Origin of the sequence: Nannocystis punicea (assembly GCF_026965555.1) — a bacterium.
Classification (GTDB): Bacteria; Myxococcota_A; Polyangia; order Nannocystales; family Nannocystaceae; genus Nannocystis; species Nannocystis punicea.
Window position 1 is genome coordinate 79,647 of record NZ_CP114040.1, and the last position, 19,064, is coordinate 98,710.

Genomic DNA, 19,064 nt, shown 5'->3' on the forward strand with positions numbered 1-19,064 from the left:
GGTTTCCCGTCGCCGCGCTCCGTCAGCCGCGCAGCGACTCGATGCGCCAGGCGAACTCCTCGCGCATGTTGGGCGCGGCGCCGGGCAGCGAGTAGGCGAGGCCGCCGTCGCGGTCGAGGATCCAGAAGGTCGGGAACGCGGCGATGCCGGCCTTTTGGCAGAAGCCGCGGTCGAGCAGCACCGGGAAGGCGTGCTTGTGCTCGCGCATCCACTGCGCGACCTCTTCGGTCTCGCCGCCGCTGTGGATCGTCAAGAACTCGACCTCGCGGTCGCGGGCGTAGTCCTTGATCAGTTTCTCGAATTCGGGCAGCTCGTCGATGCACGGCTTGCAGGTGGTGAACCAGAACTTGATGACTGCGATCTTGCCGCGCAGCGTGTCGTTGCCGACCTTGGTGCCGTCGAGGCGTTCGAGCGCGAAGGCCGGGGCAGGGGCGGGCGAGGCGGCCTTGCCCGCGATCACCTTGGCGCGGCGGATGTCCCGGGCGCGCGCCTTGATCTTCTCGACGAACTTTTCATAGCCCTTCAGGTCGCCGTGCTCCTCGCGGTAGATCTGCTCGAGCATGACCTTGCACGGGTTCTCGCGGCCGGGGACGTCCTGCTCGAAGCCGGCCGCGAGGTAGCCTTCTGCCGCGTCCATGTCCCCGCGCTTGCGCGCGAGGGCGGCCAGGCGCGCGAGGCTCTTCGGGTAGCCGGGGCTCACCTCCTGCGATTGCTTGAGCGCTGCCTCGGCCTCGTCGAGGCGGCCGGCGGCGAGCAGCACCGCGCCGAGAGCGTCGTAGTTCAGGCCGAGCCGGTCGCGGCGGAGGATGTCGCACACCTCGAGCGCGAGGCCGGTGGCCCGCAGCTCGGCGCCGAAGCGCTCGATCGCGGCGGCGCCCTCACGCGCGAGCGCCTCGGCGCGCTCGAGGTGCACGCCGCGTTCGGCCAGGGCGATCGGCCCGTCGGTGTGAGCGCTCTCGAGGTCGGTGCGACCCGCGACGCGCATGAACTCGATCGCCGCGAGCAGCTCGTCGGGCGGGGTGGCCGGGTCGGCGCGCAGGAGCTCGAAGCGCAGGCGGCCGGCCTCCTCGCGCAGCGACGGCTCGTGCAGCTGCGGGCGGGCGAGGAAGCCGGCGAGCTCGGCCCGCAGCTCGGCGGTGCGCTCGGGCCTGGGTGCGCCGTCAGGCCCGAGCTCGGCGGCGATCCGCCGGTAGAGCAGCTTCTCGTTGGCGGGGCTGTCGGTGAACTCGCCGGCGATCCGGCGCTCGAGAGTGTCGGCGCGCTCGACCTGGCCGAGCTCGCGGAGGATAGCGGCGGCGGCGAGCAAGGCCGAGGGCTGCTGCCCGCGCAGCTCGAGCAAGGCGTCGACGTCGCGGACGATCGCCTCGCGCTTCTCGTCGTCGCTGCGGCCGGGCGCCTGCTGCCAGAGCTGCCAGCGCTGCTGTCGCAGTCGCACGGAGGCCGGCGAGGCGGCGATCGCCTTCTCCATCCACTTCAAGGCGTCGTCGTGGCGCTCGGCCTGCGTGAGCGCCTGGGCGGCCGCCGCCGCGGCGTCGACCGCGGGGACACCCTGGGCTTTCTCGGCCTCTGCGAGGGCCGCGGGCAGCTGGTCGCGGGCGTCGTTGCTGCGCTTGAAGAGCGCCCGCAGGTGGATCGGCTGCAGCGCTTCGGGGTGCGCGACTGCCAGCGTCGTCGCGTCGTCGGTGCGGTCGAACGCCAGCAACGCGCGCGCCCGCAGCTGCAGGACGTCGGGGTGATACGCCAGCGCCGTCGTCAGCGGCTCCGAGGCGATCAGCGCCCCGGCGTCCGGGAAGTCGCGATCGACGAGGCCGACGGCGACGCGAGCGAACGCCGCCCACGGTTCGTCGGGCAGCTCGGCGATCATCTTGTCGGCGAGCGCCTCGGCCTCGAGTCGGCGGCCGCTGTCGGCGACGCAGGCGATGGTCCACGCGCGGGCGCGATGGTCGTTCGGCTGCACGCGCAGCAGCGCCTCGCCCTCGGTGACGCACTGCTCCGGGTCGTAGGCGTACTGCAGGTCGCGCACGCGATCGGCGTCGGCAGCGTCGGCGGTCGGGGCCACCGGCCGCGCGACCTTGGGCGCCTCCCGCGGCGCCGGCGGCTGCGGCTGAGTGCAGGCGCAGACGAGCGCGACGAACAGGAGGGCTCGAGAGACGCGGTGGGAGTCGGCCATGACGCGACAGTAACAAGTCACCCGTTCGCTGTCGCGCTCACGCGGACTCCCGGCCCACGCGTCGGGTGTTCTACGTGTCGCCGCCATGCCTCGCACGATCGCGTTGTGACGAGATCGCCGTCATGCGCTCCGACAACACTTTTTAAAAATAGAAATCAGCGCATCGAAGATTGCGGCGGACACAGCCGTGGCGAGGTCGGAGGACAAGCCGTCGAGCGCTTGCTTCGAGGACATCGACCTCCTGCCCTGCGTGGGTCTGTGCCGCGCGCGAGGCGGCCTCTCATGGACGTCGTTGAAGCCGCCGCTCGACGCGGCTGTGTCGGGGCGATGGCGGTCACCGCCGCCGGCGGGCGCCGGAATCGGCCCCTGATGTGAATCGCGCGCGCCAGCCGGCTCACAGCCGCGTCATCGAATAGTCGCAGTGCTCGAGGCGAGACAGCCTCTCGCGCAGCTCCTCGGCGATCGCGTCGACCGTGGCCTCGGGCAGCTCGCCCTCGACGGTCATCTGCAGCGAATAGGAGCTGCGGACGAAGCGGACGATCACGCCGTCGACGAGGATGCGGGTGGTGTCGTACGAGTCCTCCTCCTCGGGGCACGCCTCGTGGGCGATCGACGGCCGGAACAGCTGCTCGGCGAGGTCGAGGTCGGGCGGGACGCCGAGGCCCTCGTCGAGCGAGGCGAGCTCCTCGGCGAGCTGATCGGCCCAGCCGATCTTGCGGTACCAGCAGGCTTGCTGCATGTTCCACACGTAGTTGGGCTTGCCGTCGCTGCGGGCGAATTCTCGGCGCGGCCAGCGGCGGTCGGTGAGGCGCTGCCACTCCCAGGTGTCGAGGTCGAGGCGCCAGTCGTCGATGTTCTCGACCATGGAGCGGTCCTCGCCCGGGTCGAGCTTGCCGTGCTGCACCACGATCGCGCGGCCGTCGTCCGTCAGGGTCGCTGTGTGCCTGCAGATCCACCCGGGTGGGGTGCCGCCGGTGGGGATGGTGGCGATCGCGAAGGTCGCGAGGTCGAGCGCGAGCACCTGAGTGTGGCCAGGCCTGCGCTCGCCGGCGTAGCCGATGCTGCCGATGAGGATGAGGCGGTCGCCCACCAGGGTGGCAGAGTGGAAGTCGGTCGGCGGGAACACCTCGCGCGGGTAGCCGAAGATCTCCACGCGGCCGTCGGGGTGGCGCACGACCACGTCGTTGTAGATGAAGAAGTCGGGGTCGTAGTAATCCTCGTGCTCGCCGCCGATGAGGAGCGTGCGACCGTCGGGCAGCGCGGTGGTGCTGCGGCCGAAGCGATCGAAGCACCAGCCGGGGCCGGCGCCGAGGGCCGAGGGGCCGTCGAAGCGCTTGTTGGCGGCCCACGCGTTGATGCCGGCGTCGACGAGCCAGGCCCACACCGGATTGGTCAATCGCTCCGGGTTGGTGGCGCCGTACCGCGGCGAGCGCCACTCGAGGAATTCTTCTCGACCGAAGGGCGGAGGCGTCGGCTCGGCCGCGACCTCTTCCTCGCCGTCTCCTTCGTTGTCGGCGTCGGCCTCGGCTTCGCTCGGAACGTCATCGTCGTCGGCGCTGGACATGGTCGTCTCGCGCCGATTCTTAGCACGGCGGGTCGCGCCGTCGGCGGGCGCTATTGCCCCGGCTTCGACCTGGGGTTGAGGCGGCCGGTGGCGTAGAGCAGGCGGGTGGTGGCGACGTGGAGGTCGATGCGCGAATTCACGGCGCGCAGGGCCGCTTGCACCTGTTCGCCCTCGGCGGCGATGATCTCGTTGGTGGTCGCGGCGCCCAGCTTGTAGTTCTCGCTGGCGACGCGATACGCCTCGGTGGAGGAGGCGAGGCCGCGGGTGCTGAGCTCGATGGCCGTGACGGCGCGCTCGCGGTCGTGATAGGCCTGGGCGACCTCCATGGCGATCGCGCGTCGCATCAATTCGGCCTGCAGCACCAGCTCGCGCTTCTGCGTCTTGAGCTCGCGGACCTGGGCCTTGGTGCGCAGGCTCTGGTTGATCGTGTAGCTCAGCTGCACGCCGACTGACCACGACCCGCGCCACACCGGCGACAGCGGGAAGAAGCGCTGGTTGGGGTTGGCGTACAGGGCGTCGGCGAACGCGTCGAGGCGCGGGTAGTACTGGGCCCGGGTGGCGCGGATGTTCTCGTGCATGCCGTCGGCGGCCCGCTCGAGCGAGCGGATCTCGAGGCGATTGGTCTGGGCCTCGGCGATGAGGTCGTCGAGGGCCGGCAGCTCGCCGAGGTCGGCCGGCGGGGCGAGCACGTCCTCGCCGACGTCGTAGGCGCGGGTCGGCTCGCTCATCATGACGGCGAGTTGGCGCTCGGCGACGCGACGGAACGCGCGCGCGTCGGCGATCGCCGATTGCTGCGAGGACACCAGCGCGTCGACGCGGAGCACGTCGGAGCGGGTCGCGGAGCCGGCGGCGAACAGGTTCTCGGCGTCGACGAGGCGCGACTGGGTCCGCTGCAGCGAGTCCTCGATGACGACCAGCGAGGCGATGCCGCGCAGCCAGTTGAAGTAGGCCAGGCGGGCGTCGGTCTGCACCTTGACGCGCTCGGCGTCGCGGGCGTGGACGGCCGACTCGCGGGCGGCGAGGGTGCCCTTGCGGGCGGGCGCGAGCGAGAGGATGTAGTCGGAGATCGGGACGGAGAGGTTGGCCGACAGCGAGTAGGAGTTGAGGGGGATCTGGATCTTGAACGGCGGGGTGATGACGAGCGGGACGCCCTGCGGGTCGAGCGCGCACTGGCCCTGGCCGCCGGGGCAGTCGCCGACGGTGATCGGCGCGACGCCCTCGGAGGGGCCGTTGACGGCGGCCACGCTGGCGCCGCCGCCGAAGTTGATCGCGGCCTTCGACAGCCGCGAGTAGCTGGCCTTGACGCCGATCGTCGGCAAGAAGCTGACGATCGCCTGGTCGACGCGGGCGGCGGCGCGCTCGATCGCCTCCTGCTTGATCTGCAGCGACGGCGACACGGCCTCGGCCCGCTGGGCGACCATGTCGTCGGTGAGCCCGCCGGCCACCGGCGCGAGGCCCTTGCCGAGCGGGCTCTCGCGCAAGATCCGCTCGAGCTCGTCGAGGTCGACGGCCACGGTCTGGTTCGCCGGGCCGGGGACCGCGGCGCGGCGCGGGTCGGGCACGGCGCCGACGTCGGTCGGCGGGGCGGCGAGGGCAACCACGAAGAGAGAGGCGATGGCGAACATGCGGCAGTGCTCGATCTGGCGCCGCCGCGGCGGGCGGCGCCTGGATGTCCGAAGTGACAGTGATGGGAGGTGCTATCCGTCGCGGGGGCGGCGGCGGGATGGCCCGAGATACCTACTGTCTCTCGGGACATGTTTAAAAATGAGGCTAGTCCTCGAGCTTCTCGGCCGGGGCGTCGCCGAACAGCTTGCGGGCGATCCAGCGGGTCGAGCGGGCGGTCACCATGCGGTCGAACAGGAGGTACGAGACCGGGACGACGACGAGGGTGAGGACGGTCGAGGTGATCATGCCGCCGATGACGATGACGGCCATCGGCGCGCGGGCCTCGCCGCCTTCGCCGAGGGCGAGGGCGACGGGGACCATGCCGAAGATGGTGGCGGCGGCGGTCATGACGATCGGGCGCAGGCGGACGCGGCCGGCGCTGACGAGGGCGGGGACGATCTCCTGGCCGCGCTTGCGCTCGTCGTTGGTGAAGTCGACCAGGAGGATCGCGGTCTTGGTGACGAGGCCCATCAGCATGATGAGGCCGATGAACGAGAAGACGTTCAGGGTCATGCCGGCGAGGTAGATGCCGCCGAAGGCGCCGATCACCGACAGCGGCAGCGAGATCATGATGACGACCGGCTGAACGAAGCTGTTGAACTGGGCGGCGAGGATCATGTAGACGAGCACGATCGCCAGGCCGAGCGCGAGCAGCATCGCCTCGAACGACTCCTTCATCATCTCGGCGTTGCCGATGTAGCCGGTGTTGAGGTGGCCGGGGATCAGGCGGGCGGCGGCCTCGTCGAGCAGCTTCTGCGCCTCGCCGAGGGTGGCGCCGCGCAGGTTGGCCAGCAGCAGCACCTGGCGCTGGCGGTTCTGCCGCTCGATCTCGCTGGGGCCCGACTCGCGCTCGACGTGGACCACGCTGGCGAGGTCGATCATCTGCCCGGTGGTGGCGCGGACCTTGAGGTTGCTGAGCGCCTCGATCTGGGCCCGCTGGGCCTCCGGCATCTGCACGATCACGTCGTAGATGTCGGCGCCGTCCTTGAGGTCGGAGATGGTGTCGCCGGCCATGAGCGAGCGGATGGTGCGGGCGACGGAGGCGATCGGGACGCCGAGGTCGGCGGCCTTGTTGCGGTCGACGTGGACGGCGAGCTCGGGCTTGCCGCCGCGGAAGGTGATGTCGAGGTCGACGAACTTGCCGGTCTGGGCCAGCTCGTCGCGCAGGGCGGTGGCGGCGGCGGTGATCTCGGCGAGGTCGTTGCCGCGGATCGAGAACTGGATCGGCTGGCTGCGGCCGCCCTCGCCGCCGAGCGGGCTGATCTCGGCGACCGTGACCTGCACGCCGTCGATGCCGAGCATGCGGTCGCGGACCCACTGCATGGCGTCGCGCTGGCCGAAGCCGCGGTCGTGGCGGCCGATCATGATGACCTGGATCTCGGCCTTGTTGACCTGGGCCTGCTGGCCGCCGCCGATGGTGGTGAAGGTGGTCTTGACGCCGGGCAGGTGCTCGCGCAGGTCGGCGGCGACGGCCTCGGCGGTGGCGATGGTGGCGTCGAGGCCGGTGCCGGTCGGCAGCTCGACCTGGACGGCGAACTGCGAGCGGTCCTGGCTCGGCATGAACTCGCCGGGCACGCGGGTGACGAGGGCGACCGAGCCGACCAGCGACAGGACCGCCAGCAGGACGGTGGTCCACGGCCAGCGCAGGGCCCACCGGAGCACGGCGGTGTAGATGCGCTCGAACACGCCGAAGGCGCCGTTGAAGGCGCGGGCGAACCAGCCGGGCTTGTGCTCGTGGCCGTGGCGCATCAGCACCGACGACAGCATCGGCGTGAGGGTGAAGGAGACCAGCATCGACAGCAGGACGGCGACCGAGACGGTGATGCCGAACTGGAAGAAGAAGCGGCCGATGATGCCCTTCATGAAGGCGACCGGCACGAACACCGCGACCAGCGAGAGGGTGGTGGCGATGACGGCGAGGCCGATCTCCGACGTCGCGTCGAGGGCGGCGCGCATGCGGCCCTTGCCCATCTCGAGGTGGCGGTAGATGTTCTCGATGACGACGATCGCGTCGTCGACCAGGATGCCGATCGACAGCGACAGCGCCAGCATCGAGATGTTGTTGAAGGTGAACCCCAGGTAGCTCATGAACGCGAAGGTCGCGACGATGCTGGTGGGGATCGCCACCGCGGCGATGAAGGTCGCGCGGAAGTCGTGGAGGAAGATCAAGATCAGGAGGACGGTCAGCGCCGCGCCGAGGGCGAGGTCGAACTGCACGTCGTGGATCGCGTGCTCGGTGAACACCGAGTTGTCGGTCGGGATCGCCGCGGTGATGCCGTGCTTGCTCAGGAGCGGCTCCATCTCGGCCAGCTCCTCGCGGATCCGCTCGGCCAGGGCGACGACGTTGGCGCCGCTCTGCTTGCGGACGATGAGGCCGATGGCGCTGTTGCCGTCGAGGTAGGAGGCGGAGCGGGCGTCCTCGACGTCGTCGAGGACCTCGGCGCAGTCCTTGACGCGGATCGCGGCGCCGCCGACCCCGACGATGACGATGTCGCCGATCTCCTCGGCGCTCTTGATCTCGCCCTTGGTCTTGATCGTCAGCTCGTTGCCGCCGCTCTTGATGTAGCCGGCCGGGAGCTCGAGGTTGCCGGCCTTGATCGCGTTGATGACGTCGTCGACGGTGAGGCCGAAGCCGGTCATGCGCGCGGGGTTGACGAGGACCTTGATCTCGCGCTCGCGGCCGCCGATGACGTCGACGATGCCGACGCCGGGGATCTGCTGGATCCGCTGCTTGACCTCGTCCTTGGCCAGCCGCGTCAGCTCGCCGATCGGCAGGTCGCCGGCGAGGGCGACCGAGAGCACCGGGGTGGCGCCGACGTCGAGCTTCTGCACCGTCGGCGGGTCGATGCCGGTCGGCAGCTCGCGCTCGATCGCGGCGACCTTGTCGCGGACGTCCTGCACCGCCTGGTCGCCGTTGACCTCGAGCTCGAACTCGAGGATCACGGCGGTCACGCCCTCGTAGTTGCGCGAGGTCATGCGCTTGACGCCGCTCAGCGACTGCAGCGCCTCCTCGATCGGGTCGGCGACCTTGGACTCCATGGTCGCAGGGTCGGCGCCGGGATAGACGACGGTGGTCGTCACGACCGGGAACTCGACGCTCGGGAACATCTCGACCCCGATGCGCGGCAGCGCGTAGAGGCCGAACACCATGAGCGCGGCGATCAGCATCGCCGCGAACACGGGCTGTTTGATGGAGATCTCGGCGAGCTTCACAGCTTGTCCCCCGCGTTGCTCGGCCGCTTGCGCTTGGCGCTGGCGACGGGCTGGTCCTTGTCGGCCTTGGCGGGCGCGGCGGCGACCTCGGTGGTCGGCGGGGCCAGCTCGACCTCGACGTACATGCCGGGGCGCAGCAGGTTGTCGGCGTTGTCGACGTCGGCGACGATCTCGATGGTGCGGGTCTGCGGGTCGACGGTCGGCTGGATGCGCACGACGGTGGCGCTGCGGGCCAGCTCGAGCGCGCTGAAGTGGGCGGTGATCGTCTGGCCCTCACGGATGGTCTTGAGGGCGCTCTCGGGGATCCGCGCCCGCAGCTCGATGACCGACTGGTCCTGGACGACCATCACGACGGTCGGCGGCATCATCGTCACCGACTCGCCGACGTTCTTGGCCTTCTTGGTGACGACGCCGTCGATCGGCGAGACGACGGTGGAGTCGCCGCTGTTGCGCTTGGCCATCGACAGGGCGACCTCGGCCTGGCTGATGCCGTTGTTGGCCGCCGTGTAGGCGTGCTCGGCCCGCTCGAGCACGGCGGCGGAGATGCTGCCGCTCTGGGCCAGCTTGCGCTGGCGCTCGAGCTCGCGCTCGGCGTTGTCGCGGCTGATCGTGGCGCCCTGCAGGGCAGTCTCGGCCTGGCTGACGCCGAGGCGGCTGGCGCGGGCGTCGAGGCGGAACAGCATTTGGCCCTTCTTGACCCGCTCGCCCTCCTCCACCATGACGTCGGTGAGGGTGCCGCTCATGCGCGGGCTGAGGTCGGCGCTGTGCTTCGGCAGGGCGGTGGAGACGTAGCGACCGGCGGCGCTGGCCACCGCCGGACCGGCTACCGCGCCCGGCTCCGGCCGCGGCGGGGGGCCCGGGACCTTGGGCGCGTCGGCGCCGTCGGCCGCGCTCGCTGGCGGGAGTCCGATCTTCGGCTGGTCGCCGCTGTCGCACGCGGATGGAATGAACAGCGCCGCCGTGACGAGCAGGCGCGTGAGGTGCACGGATTTCATGGTGCTGGGCCGCCTCGGATTGTGAGTAGCTACGATTGTCCGCGCGCGTGCCATTCACGCGACGCAATGCATCGACCAGGGCCGTATCATCACAGGGGATGACAGTGTCCGGCGATTTTGGACAGGCGCAAACGCGCGCCTTTTGGGGGCTTAGTTAGTGAGTGAGCACGTTCTAACTCGGGCTCATGACGGATGCAAGAAAAATAAATGAGCAATCACTTACTTTGAATTCTGCGGCCCAGGCGGGCCTGGCTGGCCGTTGGCTGCATGTGCGAAATCGCGCATGGACTCGCGGCGCCCGAGCCGGCCGCCGCGGCCGAGCGCGTCCACACGCGCAGCGCCGCCCGCGCGGGCGTGAGCGACCGATGATTGACGAGGGTGGCGTGTTATTCAGAAGGTGGCACCCTCCAATCGGCCGATGCGACCGCGTTCCTTTACCGATGATGAGCTCCTCGAGACCGCGCGCCGGTGCTTCCTCGAGCACGGCCCGAGCGTGTCGACGGACGTCATCGCCCAGGAGCTCGGCGTGTCGCAGGCGGCGCTGTTCAAGCGCTTCCGGACCAAGCAAGAGCTGATGGTGCGCTCGCTGATGCCGCGCAATCCGCCGTGGGTCGCGGAGATCGAGCGCGGCCCCGACGAGCGCCCGGTGCTCGAGCAGATGCGCGAGCTGGCGGCCAAGATCGACGCGTTCCTGGTCCAGCAGCTGCCGTGCATCTCGGTGCTGTCGGCGGCCAAGACCCGCCCGGCCAAGGTGCTCAACTGGGAGAAGGAAGGCTGGCCGGGGATGCCGGCCCACCGCGCGCTGGTCGGATGGTTCGCCCAGCTGGCGGCGCAGGGCCGGATCGTCGCGCCCTCGCCGGTCGCCCTCGCCACCGCCTTCAGCTCGAGCCTGCAGGTGCCTCACTTCATGAAGCACGCGCTCGGCTCCGCCAGCCCCGAGTTCGGCGACGACTACCGCGACCGCGTGGTCGAGATGTTCTGGCGAGGCATCGAGCCGCGCGGCTGATTATCTTTTAAAACTTTGAGACATGTCCGTAGAGACATGTCGGCGCGGCGCTCGCCAGGTCGGTCGTCCGGCGGCGCTGCCGCTGCTTCGTCGGCGGCGCGCGATCGCGGGGACGTCGGCGTCCGCGGCCGTCGTCGCTCTCGTGAGCGCGCCGCTCGAGAGCGAACTGCTTTCATCTCGGGACGGCTACCCGACCAAGGTCGGGGTTCACGGCGAGCCCGGTGGTTCGTCGCCCTCGGGTAGACTCCGAGCCGCCCGGGCGACTCTTTGCGGGCGACGAACATGGCAGCACCCATGCCCGACAGTCCTGGTGGAGACGGCACAGCCCTGCCGATGCCCCTCGATCTGGCACGTTCGACGCCGATCTGGGAGGACGGCGAGGTCGTCCTGTCGCGGGCGGTCCGTCGCGGCGACGGGGCGGCCGTCCTCGTCGCGCTCGGGCCGGTCGCGCGGCTCGAGCACGAGCTGGCGCTGCGCCACGCGATCGCGCCGACGTGGGGCGCGCGGCCCCTCGAGCTGGCGCGCGACGGCCATCGACCGGCGCTCGTCCTCGCCGATCCGGGCGGCGAGATCCTGGCGAGCCTCGTCGGTCGTGCGTGGGAGCTGACGGCCTTCCTGCGCGTGGCGATCGGGATCGGCATCGCCCTCGACCGCGTCCACGACCGCGGCATCACCCACAAGGATCTCAAGCCGGCCAACATCCTCGTCGATGTCCGGGCCGGTGCGGCGTGGCTCACCGGCTTCGGCAGCGCGTCGCTGTCGCTGCGCGAGCCGCAGCACCACGGCGGCCCGCTGTCGGCGCGGACGCTGGCCTACGTGGCCCCGGAGCAGACCGGCCGCATGAACCGGTCGATCGACGCGCGCAGCGACCTCTATTCGTTCGGCGTCACGCTCTACCAGCTGCTCACCGGGGTGCTGCCGTTCAGCGCGACCGACCCGGCGGAGCTGCTGCACCGGCACCTCGCGCGCGAGCCGACGCCGCCGCACGAGCTGGTGCCCGCGATCCCGCGGCCGATCTCGGCGATCGTGACGAAGCTGCTGGCGAAGACGCCCGAGGATCGCTACCAGTCGGCCCGCGGCGTGCTCACCGATCTGCGGCGGTGCCTGGCCGAGTGGGAGGTGTTCGGGCGCGTCGAGCCGTTCAGGCTCGGGGCGCAGGACGTCGCGCGGCGGCTCCGCGTGCCGGAGAAGCTGTACGGCCGCGAGCGCGAGACCGACGCGCTGCTGCAGGCCTTCGACCGCGTGGCGACGGTCGGGGCCAAGGAGCTGGTGCTCGTCACCGGCTATCCGGGCGCGGGCAAGTCGTCGCTGGTGAACGAGCTGCGGCGGGCGCTGCTGCCGGGGCGGGCGCTGTTCGCCAGCGGCAAGGCCGACGAGTCGACCCGCGCCGTCCCGTACGCGCCGTTCGCCCAGGGCCTGCGCACCGTGATGCGCGGGATCCTGGCGCAGAGCGAGGGCGAGGTGGTGGGCTGGCGCGAGTCGCTGCAGCGCGCGCTGGGGCCGAACGCGAGGTTGATCGTCGACCTCGTGCCCGAGCTGGCGCTCGTCATCGGCGAGCAGGCGCCGGTGGCCGAGCTGGGCCCGGAGGAGGCGAACAACCGCTTCTGCGCGGTGTTCCGCCGGTTCCTCGGGGTGTTCGCGACCGCCGAGCGCCCGCTCGTGCTGTTCCTCGACGACCTGCAGTGGGCCGACGAGGCGACCCTGGCCCTGCTCGAGCACGTGGTGCGACAGGACGACGTGAAGCACCTGCTGGTCGTCGGCGCCTATCGCGACCTGGAGGTCGGCGCCGCGCACCCGCTGGCGCGGGCGCTCGAGCGGATGACCGCGGCAGGGGCGACGCTGCGGGAGATCGCGGTGCCGCCGCTGCAGGTGCAGGACGTCGAGAAGCTCTTCGGCGGGGCGCTGGGCTGCAGTCGCGAGCACGTGCGACCGCTGGCGCGGCTCGTCTACGAGAAGACCAGCGGCAACCCGTTCTTCGCCATCCAGTTCGTCACTGCGCTCTACGACGACGCGCTGATCGGCGTCGACCCGGCGAGCGGCAGCTGGACCTGGGATGTCGCGCGGATCCAGGCCCAGAACTTCACCGACAACGTGGTCGAGCTGATGATGACGCGCTTCGGCGGCCTGCCCTCGGCCACGCGCGAGGCGCTGAAAGACCTCGCGTGCCTCGGACGCACCGCGCCGGCGCGGACCCTCGAGGTCGTGCACGGCGAGCACATCCACGCGGCGCTGGCGGAGGCGATCCGGTCGGGCCTGGTGTACCAGTTGGGCGGCGCCTACTCGTTCCTGCACGACCGCGTGCGCGAGGCCTCGTACGCGCTGCTCGCCGAGTCGGAGCGCGCGGCGGCCCACCGGCGGATCGCGCGGCGGCTGCTGGCCGGCACGCCGGGCGAGCGGCGCGAGGAGGCGGTGTTCGACATCGTCCACCAGTACAACGGCGGCTCGTCGCTGGTGGTGGAGGACGACGAGCGGCTGCTGCTGGCGGAGCTCAACCTGCTCGCGGGCAGGCGGGCCAAGGCCTCGAGCGCGTACGCCCAGGCGCTGGGGTACCTGACGCAGGCGAGCGCGCTGCTGCCGGCCGATCGCTGGCTGCGCTGTCCGCAGCTGGCGTTCCCGGTGGCGCAGGCGCTCGCCGAGTGCGAGTGGCTGAGCGGCGCCACCGATTCGGCCGAGGCGCGGCTGACCCAGCTGGCGTCGCGCGTGACCGACCCGATCGACCGCGCGGCGATCGTGTGCTTGCAGATCCACCTGTACACGACCACCGACCGGTTCGATCAGGTGGTGCCGATCTGCCTCGATTACCTGCGCGGCGTCGGCATCGCGCTGCGCCCCGGGCCGAGCGACGAGGAGGTGCGGGCGCACTATCAGGGCATGCGCGCGCGGATCGGCGAGCGCTCGATCGAGTCGCTGCTCGACCTGCCGCGGATGACCGACCCGCGGCGTCGGGCCGTGGTCGACGTGCTGTCGCTGTTCGCGACGCCGGCGTACTTCGTCGACAAGAACCTCTACGCGCTGCTCATCATCCACATCGTCCTGCTCAGCCTCGAGCACGGCAGCACCGACGGCTCGGCGCTGGCCTTCTCGCTGCTCGCCAGCGTGATCGGGCCGCGCTTCGCCGCGTATCGCGACGGCTTCCGGTTCGGCCGGCTGAGCGCCGACCTGGTCGAGAGCCGCGGGCTCGACCGCTACGCGGCGCGCGTGCTGATGGTGTTCGCGATCAACGTGATCCCGTGGACCAGCCACCTGCGGGCCAGCCACGCGATCATCGGCCGGGCCCGCGAGACGGCGCTCGAGGGCGGCGACCCGTACGCGGCGTACTGCGCCGGGTTCGCGGTCACGTACCTGCTGGCCGCGGGCGCGCCGCTGACCGAGGTCCAGCGCGAGGCCGAGACCGCGCTGAGCCTGGCCCGCCAGTTCGGCTCCGCGTTCGCGACGGAGCTGATCGGCGCCCAGCTCGGTCTGATCCGGGCCCTCCGCGCGTCGATCGGCGGCGGCGAGGCCCCGGCGGCCGCCGAGGAGCGGCTCTTCAGCGACCCGTACGACTCGGGGGCCCTGCTCGCGGTGTTCCGCACGGTCCGCGAGCTCCAGGCCTGCTTCCATCGCGAGCGCTACGACGAGGCCGTGGCCCTGGCCGCGCGGGCGCGCGAGCGCATCGCCGTCGCGGCGCAGTTCTACGAGGAGGCGGAGTTTCACCTGTACTCCGCGCTGGCCCACGCGGCGGTCGGCGACGTCGAGCGGGTGGCGGCGCACCACGCCCAGCTGGCCGCGTGGGCCGAGGATTCGCCGCAGACGTTCGGCTGTCAGGTGGCGCTGGTCGAGGCGGAGCTGGCCCGCCTGCAGGGCCGCGAGCCGGCGGCGGAGCAGCTCTACGAGCAGGCGATCCGGCGCGCGCGCGCGGACGGCTTCGTGCAGTTCGAGGCGGTCGCCCACGAGCTGGCGGGGCGCTTCTGGGAGCGCCGCGGGTTCGCCACGATCGCGGCGGCGTACACCCGCGAGGCGCAGGGCCTCTACGACCGCTGGGGCGCGCGCGGCAAGGTCGAGCTGCTGGCGCGGCGGCTGCGGGTCGGTCGTCCGGTGGTGCCCGCGAGCGAGACGCTGCTCGAGCGGCTCGACGCGGCGGCGGTGATCCGCGCGTCGCAGGCGCTGTCGAGCGAGATCGTCCTCGAGCGATTGATCGAGGCGTTGATGCGCACGACGGTCGAGAGCGCCGGGGCGACGCGCGGGGTGCTGGTGACCCTGGCGCGCGGCGAGCTCGAGGTCGCCGCGGTGGCGACGACCCGCGAGGAGGGCGTGGCGGTGCAGCTGCGCGGCGCCGGAGCGCCGGCGGAGGAGCTGCCGGAGACGGTGATCCAGTACGTCGTGCGCACCCGCGAGAGCGTGCTCCTCGACGACGCCCTGCAGGCGCACCCGTTCGCGGGCGACCCGTACGTCGCCGAGCGCCGCTGCCGCTCGCTGCTGTGCCTGCCGATCGCCAAGCAGTCGCAGCTGGTGGCGGTCCTGCAGCTCGAGAACACGCTCACGCCGCACGCCTTCACGTCGGAGCGGATCGCGGTGCTGACGTTGCTCGCGTCGCAGGCGGCGATCTCGCTGGAGAACGCGCGCCTCTACGCCGAGGTCGGTCGCTCCGAGGGGCGGCTGACGCGGATCATCGACACCATCCCGACGCTCGCCTGGTCGGCGCGGCCCGACGGCTCGGCGATGTTCTTCAACCGCCAGTGGCTCGATTACACCGGGCTGTCGCTGACGGAGGCGCAGGCGCAGCGCCACCCGAGCGCGACCCACCCCGACGACACGGAGGCCGCGCGCTCGCACTGGCAGCGGCTGGTGCGGTCGGGCGAGCCGGGCTCGTTCGAGGCCCGCCTGCGCCGCGCCGACGGGGTCTATCGCTGGTTCTTGACGCGGGTGCAGCCGCTCTACGACGAGCACGGGATCGTCGAGTGGTACGGCACCAGCACCGACATCGAAGACCGCAAGCAGGCCGAGGTGGAGCTCGACTCGCGGGTCCGCTTCTGGACGCTGCGCTCGTCGATCTCGAGCCGGCTGGCGGCCTCGCCGACCGACCGCCTCGACGCGGAGATCGACAAGGCGCTGGCCGAGGTCGGCAGCTTCTTCGAGGTCGACAGCATCTTCATCTTCTGGTTCTCGCACTCCGGCGCCGCCGCGGTCAGCACGCACACGTGGGCCAGGTCGGGCGTGGCGCTGCCGCCGAACACGACGGCGGTGTTCCCCGAGAGCGTGGACGAGATGCGCCGCGGCGAGGACGTGCCGGTCCACGACGTGAAGCGGATGCCGGAGCACAAGCGCGAGGAGCGGCGCGCGCTCGAGGCGATGGGGATAAAGTCGGTGATCGCGATCCCGCTGGCGGTCGGCGGGGTGACGAGCGCGTCGCTCAACCTGGCGTGCACCTCGCGGTACATGCACTGGTCCGACCAGGTCCGCCAGCGCCTGCGGATGCTCGGCGAGGTGTTCGCCAACGCCCTGGCGCAGCGCCGGGCCGAGCTCGACCTCGAGCGCTCCGAGTCGGCGCTCCACCGGGCGCAGACCGACCTCGCCCACGTCACCCGCGTCACCACGCTCGGCGAGCTGGCGGCGTCGATCGCCCACGAGATCAACCAGCCGCTGACCGCGATCATCGCCGAGGCGGCGGCGTGCACCAACTGGTTGTCGGCGCCGCAGCCGAAGCTCGACAACGTCCGCGAGTCGCTGGCGGCGATCGCCAGCGAGAGCAGCCGCGCCGGCGAGATCTTGCGGCGGATCCGGGCCCTGCTGTCGCGCTCGTCGATCGAGACCAACCCCTGCGACCTCACGGCCGTCGTCCACGCGGTGCTGCCGGTCGTGCGCCGGCAATTGCTGCAGGCCGAGGTGGTGCTCGAGACGGCGCTGCAGCCGAGCCTGCCGGGGGTCGTCGGCGACCCCGTCCAGCTGCAGCAGGTGGTCCTGAATCTGATCCTCAACGCGAACGAAGCCTCACGCGACGTCGAGCCCGGTCGCCGCCGCATCACAGTTCGTACGTTCGTCGAGTGGGGCGACGCCGAGGCGTCGGTCGTCGTCGAGGTCGAGGACTGCGGCGTCGGCATCGGCGGCGCCGACCTGGCGAACATGTTCCAGCCGTTCTTCACCACCAAGGCCCACGGCCTGGGGATGGGACTGGCGATCAGCCGCTCGATCATCGAGCGCCACGGCGGGCGCCTGTGGGCCCGGCCCAACCCGTCCGGCGTCGGTGCTACATTCGGCTTCTCGCTCACGGCGATCTCACGCACCTCGCAGCGGAGCTCCTGATGAACGCGACCTCGACCCTTTCTCCCGCGGCCCCCAAGGTCTTCGTCGTCGACGACGACCCGTCCGTGCGCGCCGGCCTGAGCCGGCTGCTCGCGTCGGTCGACCTCGACGTCGAGACCTTCCCGTGCGCCGAGAGCTTCCTGTCGGCCGACCGCTCCGACGCGCGCGGCTGCGCGGTGCTCGACGTCAAGCTGCCGCAGCTCGACGGCCTCGAGCTGCAGCGCCGGCTGGTCGACGCGCGGGTCACGTTGCCGGTCATTTTTCTCACCGGGCAGGGCGACATCCCGATGTCGGTGCGGGCGATGAAGGCGGGGGCGGTCGAGTTCATGACCAAGCCGTTCCAGCCGGCCGACCTGATCGCGGCGGTGCGCGAGGCGATCGAGCGCGACCGCGTGGCCCGGCTCGAGCGCGACGACCTGGCGGCGCTGACGGGCCGCTACGAGTCGCTCACCGCCCGCGAGCGCGAGGTGATGCGCGGGGTGGTGGCCGGTCAGCTCAACAAGCAGATCGCGGCGGAGTTCGGCACGCGCGAGGCGACGGTGAAGGAGCAGCGGGCGAAGGTGATGGAGAAGATGCGGGCCGGTTCGGTCGCCGAGCTGGTGCGCTTCGCCCTGCGCCTCGCGCACCTCGAAGCGGCCGACGAAGGACGAGGCAAATGAGCGACGAACGGCTGATTGCGATCGTCGACGACGACGCGTCGCTGCGCCGCTCGCTCGGCAACCTGCTCGGGTCGACGGGCTTCAACGTCGAGACGTTCGCCTCGGCCGAGGCGTTCCTGGCCGCCGGCAAGGTCGAGGCGATGGACGCGCTGGTCCTCGACGTGCGCATGCCGGGGATGAGCGGCGTCGACCTGCTGGTCGAACTCGGCCGCCGCTCGGCGCGCTTGCCGGTGGTGGTCCTCACCGCCCACGGCGACGAGGACGTGCGCAAGCAGTGCTTCCGCGCCGGCGCGCTGGCCTTCCTGACCAAGCCGTTCCAGGCCAAGGACCTGCTCGACGCGATCGAGCAGGTCACGAGCGGCGATTGACGCGCCGGCACGGCCGAGTCCGCCGTCGCGACGTAACGTCACGACCCCGCGCCGCGGCGGTGCGACTCGATGCCGCGGCGTCGCCCCGCGCAGGAGCACTCTGCTAGCGTCATGACGATGGACTCTCCCGCCGAGGCTCGTCGTGCGCTGCTCCTGCTCGTGGCCTTCGTGGCGACCGGCGTGGCGATCTTCCTGATGTTCGTGCAGCCGAGCGGATAGCGGTGGCCGCTCACGCGCAGCCGATGTCGACCCGGCACTCCATGGTCACGATCTTGGCCCCGACGACGTCGATGATGCAGTCGGGCCCCTGGACCTCCTCGGGGCCGCCCGAGTCCTCGACGTCGAGGAACTCGTTGCACAGCTCCTCGCACTCCTCCGCGGACAGCTCGCCGTCCTCCTCGGCCGCGTCGTAATCGGCGCGGGGCACCTCGACCTGGGGGCTGTAATAGCACTCCCCGCCCTCGGTGTTGCCGCCGTCGTTGCACGCCCCGATCAGGAGCAGGAAAGAAATAAGCCCGAGCGTCTTCGCCATGATGCCGGGGTAGCTGCCAGGCGTGGCGCGGCGGATCGAGGCGCTCTTGGTCGGGCTCTCACGACGTCGACGTCACTGGCGTCCATGACCGACATGACATCGGTGGGGGGCGCTCCTGCCCGCGAGACAGGCGGTCCGGGTGTGCGAACGCGGACGTGGGAGATGGGTGCGTGGGGCCGGTGATATCGGGGTGTTCCACCAGTATGTTCAGGGGTGATACCGGCCACGTGTCGTCCAACGCGATCGCCAGGTCGGGGTCGGTCGCTTCGATCCGGCGCTCGCGGCTAGCGACCCGGTGACCGGCTTCGTGGCGGCATCTACATGGCTGAAAGGACAGGAGACATGATGGCGGTGGCGTCGAACGACGGCGTCGACTCGGCCGCTTGTTCGATTGGCAGTCCGGCTTCATGTGGGCGGTGAACTACGCCGAGACCGGCTCGCAGTGCGAGGTCGTCGGCCGATCGAACAATGTTGGAGGTCCGGGCGGTCGAGTGCGCGGGGTTTAACCGCAGTTCAAAAATTCTCCAGAAAACGGCCAGCCATGGTCTCGAGGCCACAGTTTGGGAATATTTTTTAATCCGTTGTAAAAAATCGCCGCGTCTTCTATCTTGCC

General features: G+C 71.0%; 10 protein-coding genes. 4 read left to right on the forward strand and 6 right to left on the reverse strand.

Going from position 1 to position 19,064, the window contains the following annotated elements:
* Positions 1–22: 22 nt before the first annotated feature.
* The 5 genes from O0S08_RS00290 to O0S08_RS00310 all read right to left on the reverse strand — a co-directional run bounded on the left by O0S08_RS00290 (position 23) and on the right by O0S08_RS00310 (position 9,598).
* A complete protein-coding gene (locus O0S08_RS00290) occupies positions 23–2,170 on the reverse strand; it encodes a redoxin domain-containing protein (RefSeq protein ID WP_269036907.1) in 2,148 nt (715 codons plus the stop codon).
* Positions 2,171–2,564: 394 nt separating this feature from the next.
* On the reverse strand, positions 2,565–3,734 hold the full coding sequence (locus tag O0S08_RS00295) for a Kelch repeat-containing protein (RefSeq protein ID WP_269036908.1): 1,170 nt from the start codon (positions 3,732–3,734) through the stop codon (positions 2,565–2,567).
* Between the two features lie 50 nt (positions 3,735–3,784).
* Positions 3,785–5,359 carry a TolC family protein gene (locus O0S08_RS00300; RefSeq protein WP_269036909.1) on the reverse strand — a complete coding sequence of 525 codons (1,575 nt, stop codon included), beginning with the start codon at positions 5,357–5,359 and terminating at the stop codon, positions 3,785–3,787.
* A gap of 145 nt (positions 5,360–5,504) precedes the next feature.
* Positions 5,505–8,612 (reverse strand): efflux RND transporter permease subunit, encoded by a 3,108-nt coding sequence (locus O0S08_RS00305; RefSeq protein WP_269036910.1) that lies wholly within the window; start codon positions 8,610–8,612, stop codon positions 5,505–5,507.
* Entirely contained in the window at positions 8,609–9,598 is a 990-nt protein-coding gene (locus O0S08_RS00310; RefSeq protein WP_269036911.1) for an efflux RND transporter periplasmic adaptor subunit, read from the reverse strand. Before O0S08_RS00310 ends, O0S08_RS00305 begins: the two co-directional genes overlap by 4 nt.
* Positions 9,599–10,025: 427 nt before the next feature.
* On the opposite strand from O0S08_RS00310, the gene O0S08_RS00315 reads away from it, so the two are divergent.
* From O0S08_RS00315 to O0S08_RS00330, 4 genes are all read left to right on the forward strand, one after another.
* The gene (locus O0S08_RS00315) at positions 10,026–10,613 is read left to right on the forward strand and encodes a TetR/AcrR family transcriptional regulator (protein ID WP_269036912.1); all 588 of its coding nucleotides are present in this window, start codon (positions 10,026–10,028) and stop codon (positions 10,611–10,613) included.
* Between the two features lie 333 nt (positions 10,614–10,946).
* On the forward strand, positions 10,947–16,892 hold the full coding sequence (locus O0S08_RS00320) for an AAA family ATPase (protein ID WP_269036913.1): 5,946 nt from the start codon (positions 10,947–10,949) through the stop codon (positions 16,890–16,892).
* Positions 16,892–17,551, forward strand: a complete 660-nt coding sequence (locus tag O0S08_RS00325) for a response regulator transcription factor (RefSeq protein WP_269036914.1) — start codon at positions 16,892–16,894, stop codon at positions 17,549–17,551. Before O0S08_RS00320 ends, O0S08_RS00325 begins: the two co-directional genes overlap by 1 nt.
* Complete coding sequence (locus O0S08_RS00330; protein ID WP_269036915.1) at positions 17,548–17,919, forward strand: response regulator; 372 nt, start codon at positions 17,548–17,550, stop codon at positions 17,917–17,919. Before O0S08_RS00325 ends, O0S08_RS00330 begins: the two co-directional genes overlap by 4 nt.
* A 229-nt stretch (positions 17,920–18,148) precedes the next feature.
* Here the strand turns inward: O0S08_RS00330 and O0S08_RS00335 are convergent, their stop codons facing one another.
* Positions 18,149–18,451: a hypothetical protein gene (locus tag O0S08_RS00335; RefSeq protein WP_269036916.1), complete on the reverse strand. Its 303-nt coding sequence runs from the start codon at positions 18,449–18,451 to the stop codon at positions 18,149–18,151.
* Between the last annotated feature and the right edge of the window lie 613 nt (positions 18,452–19,064).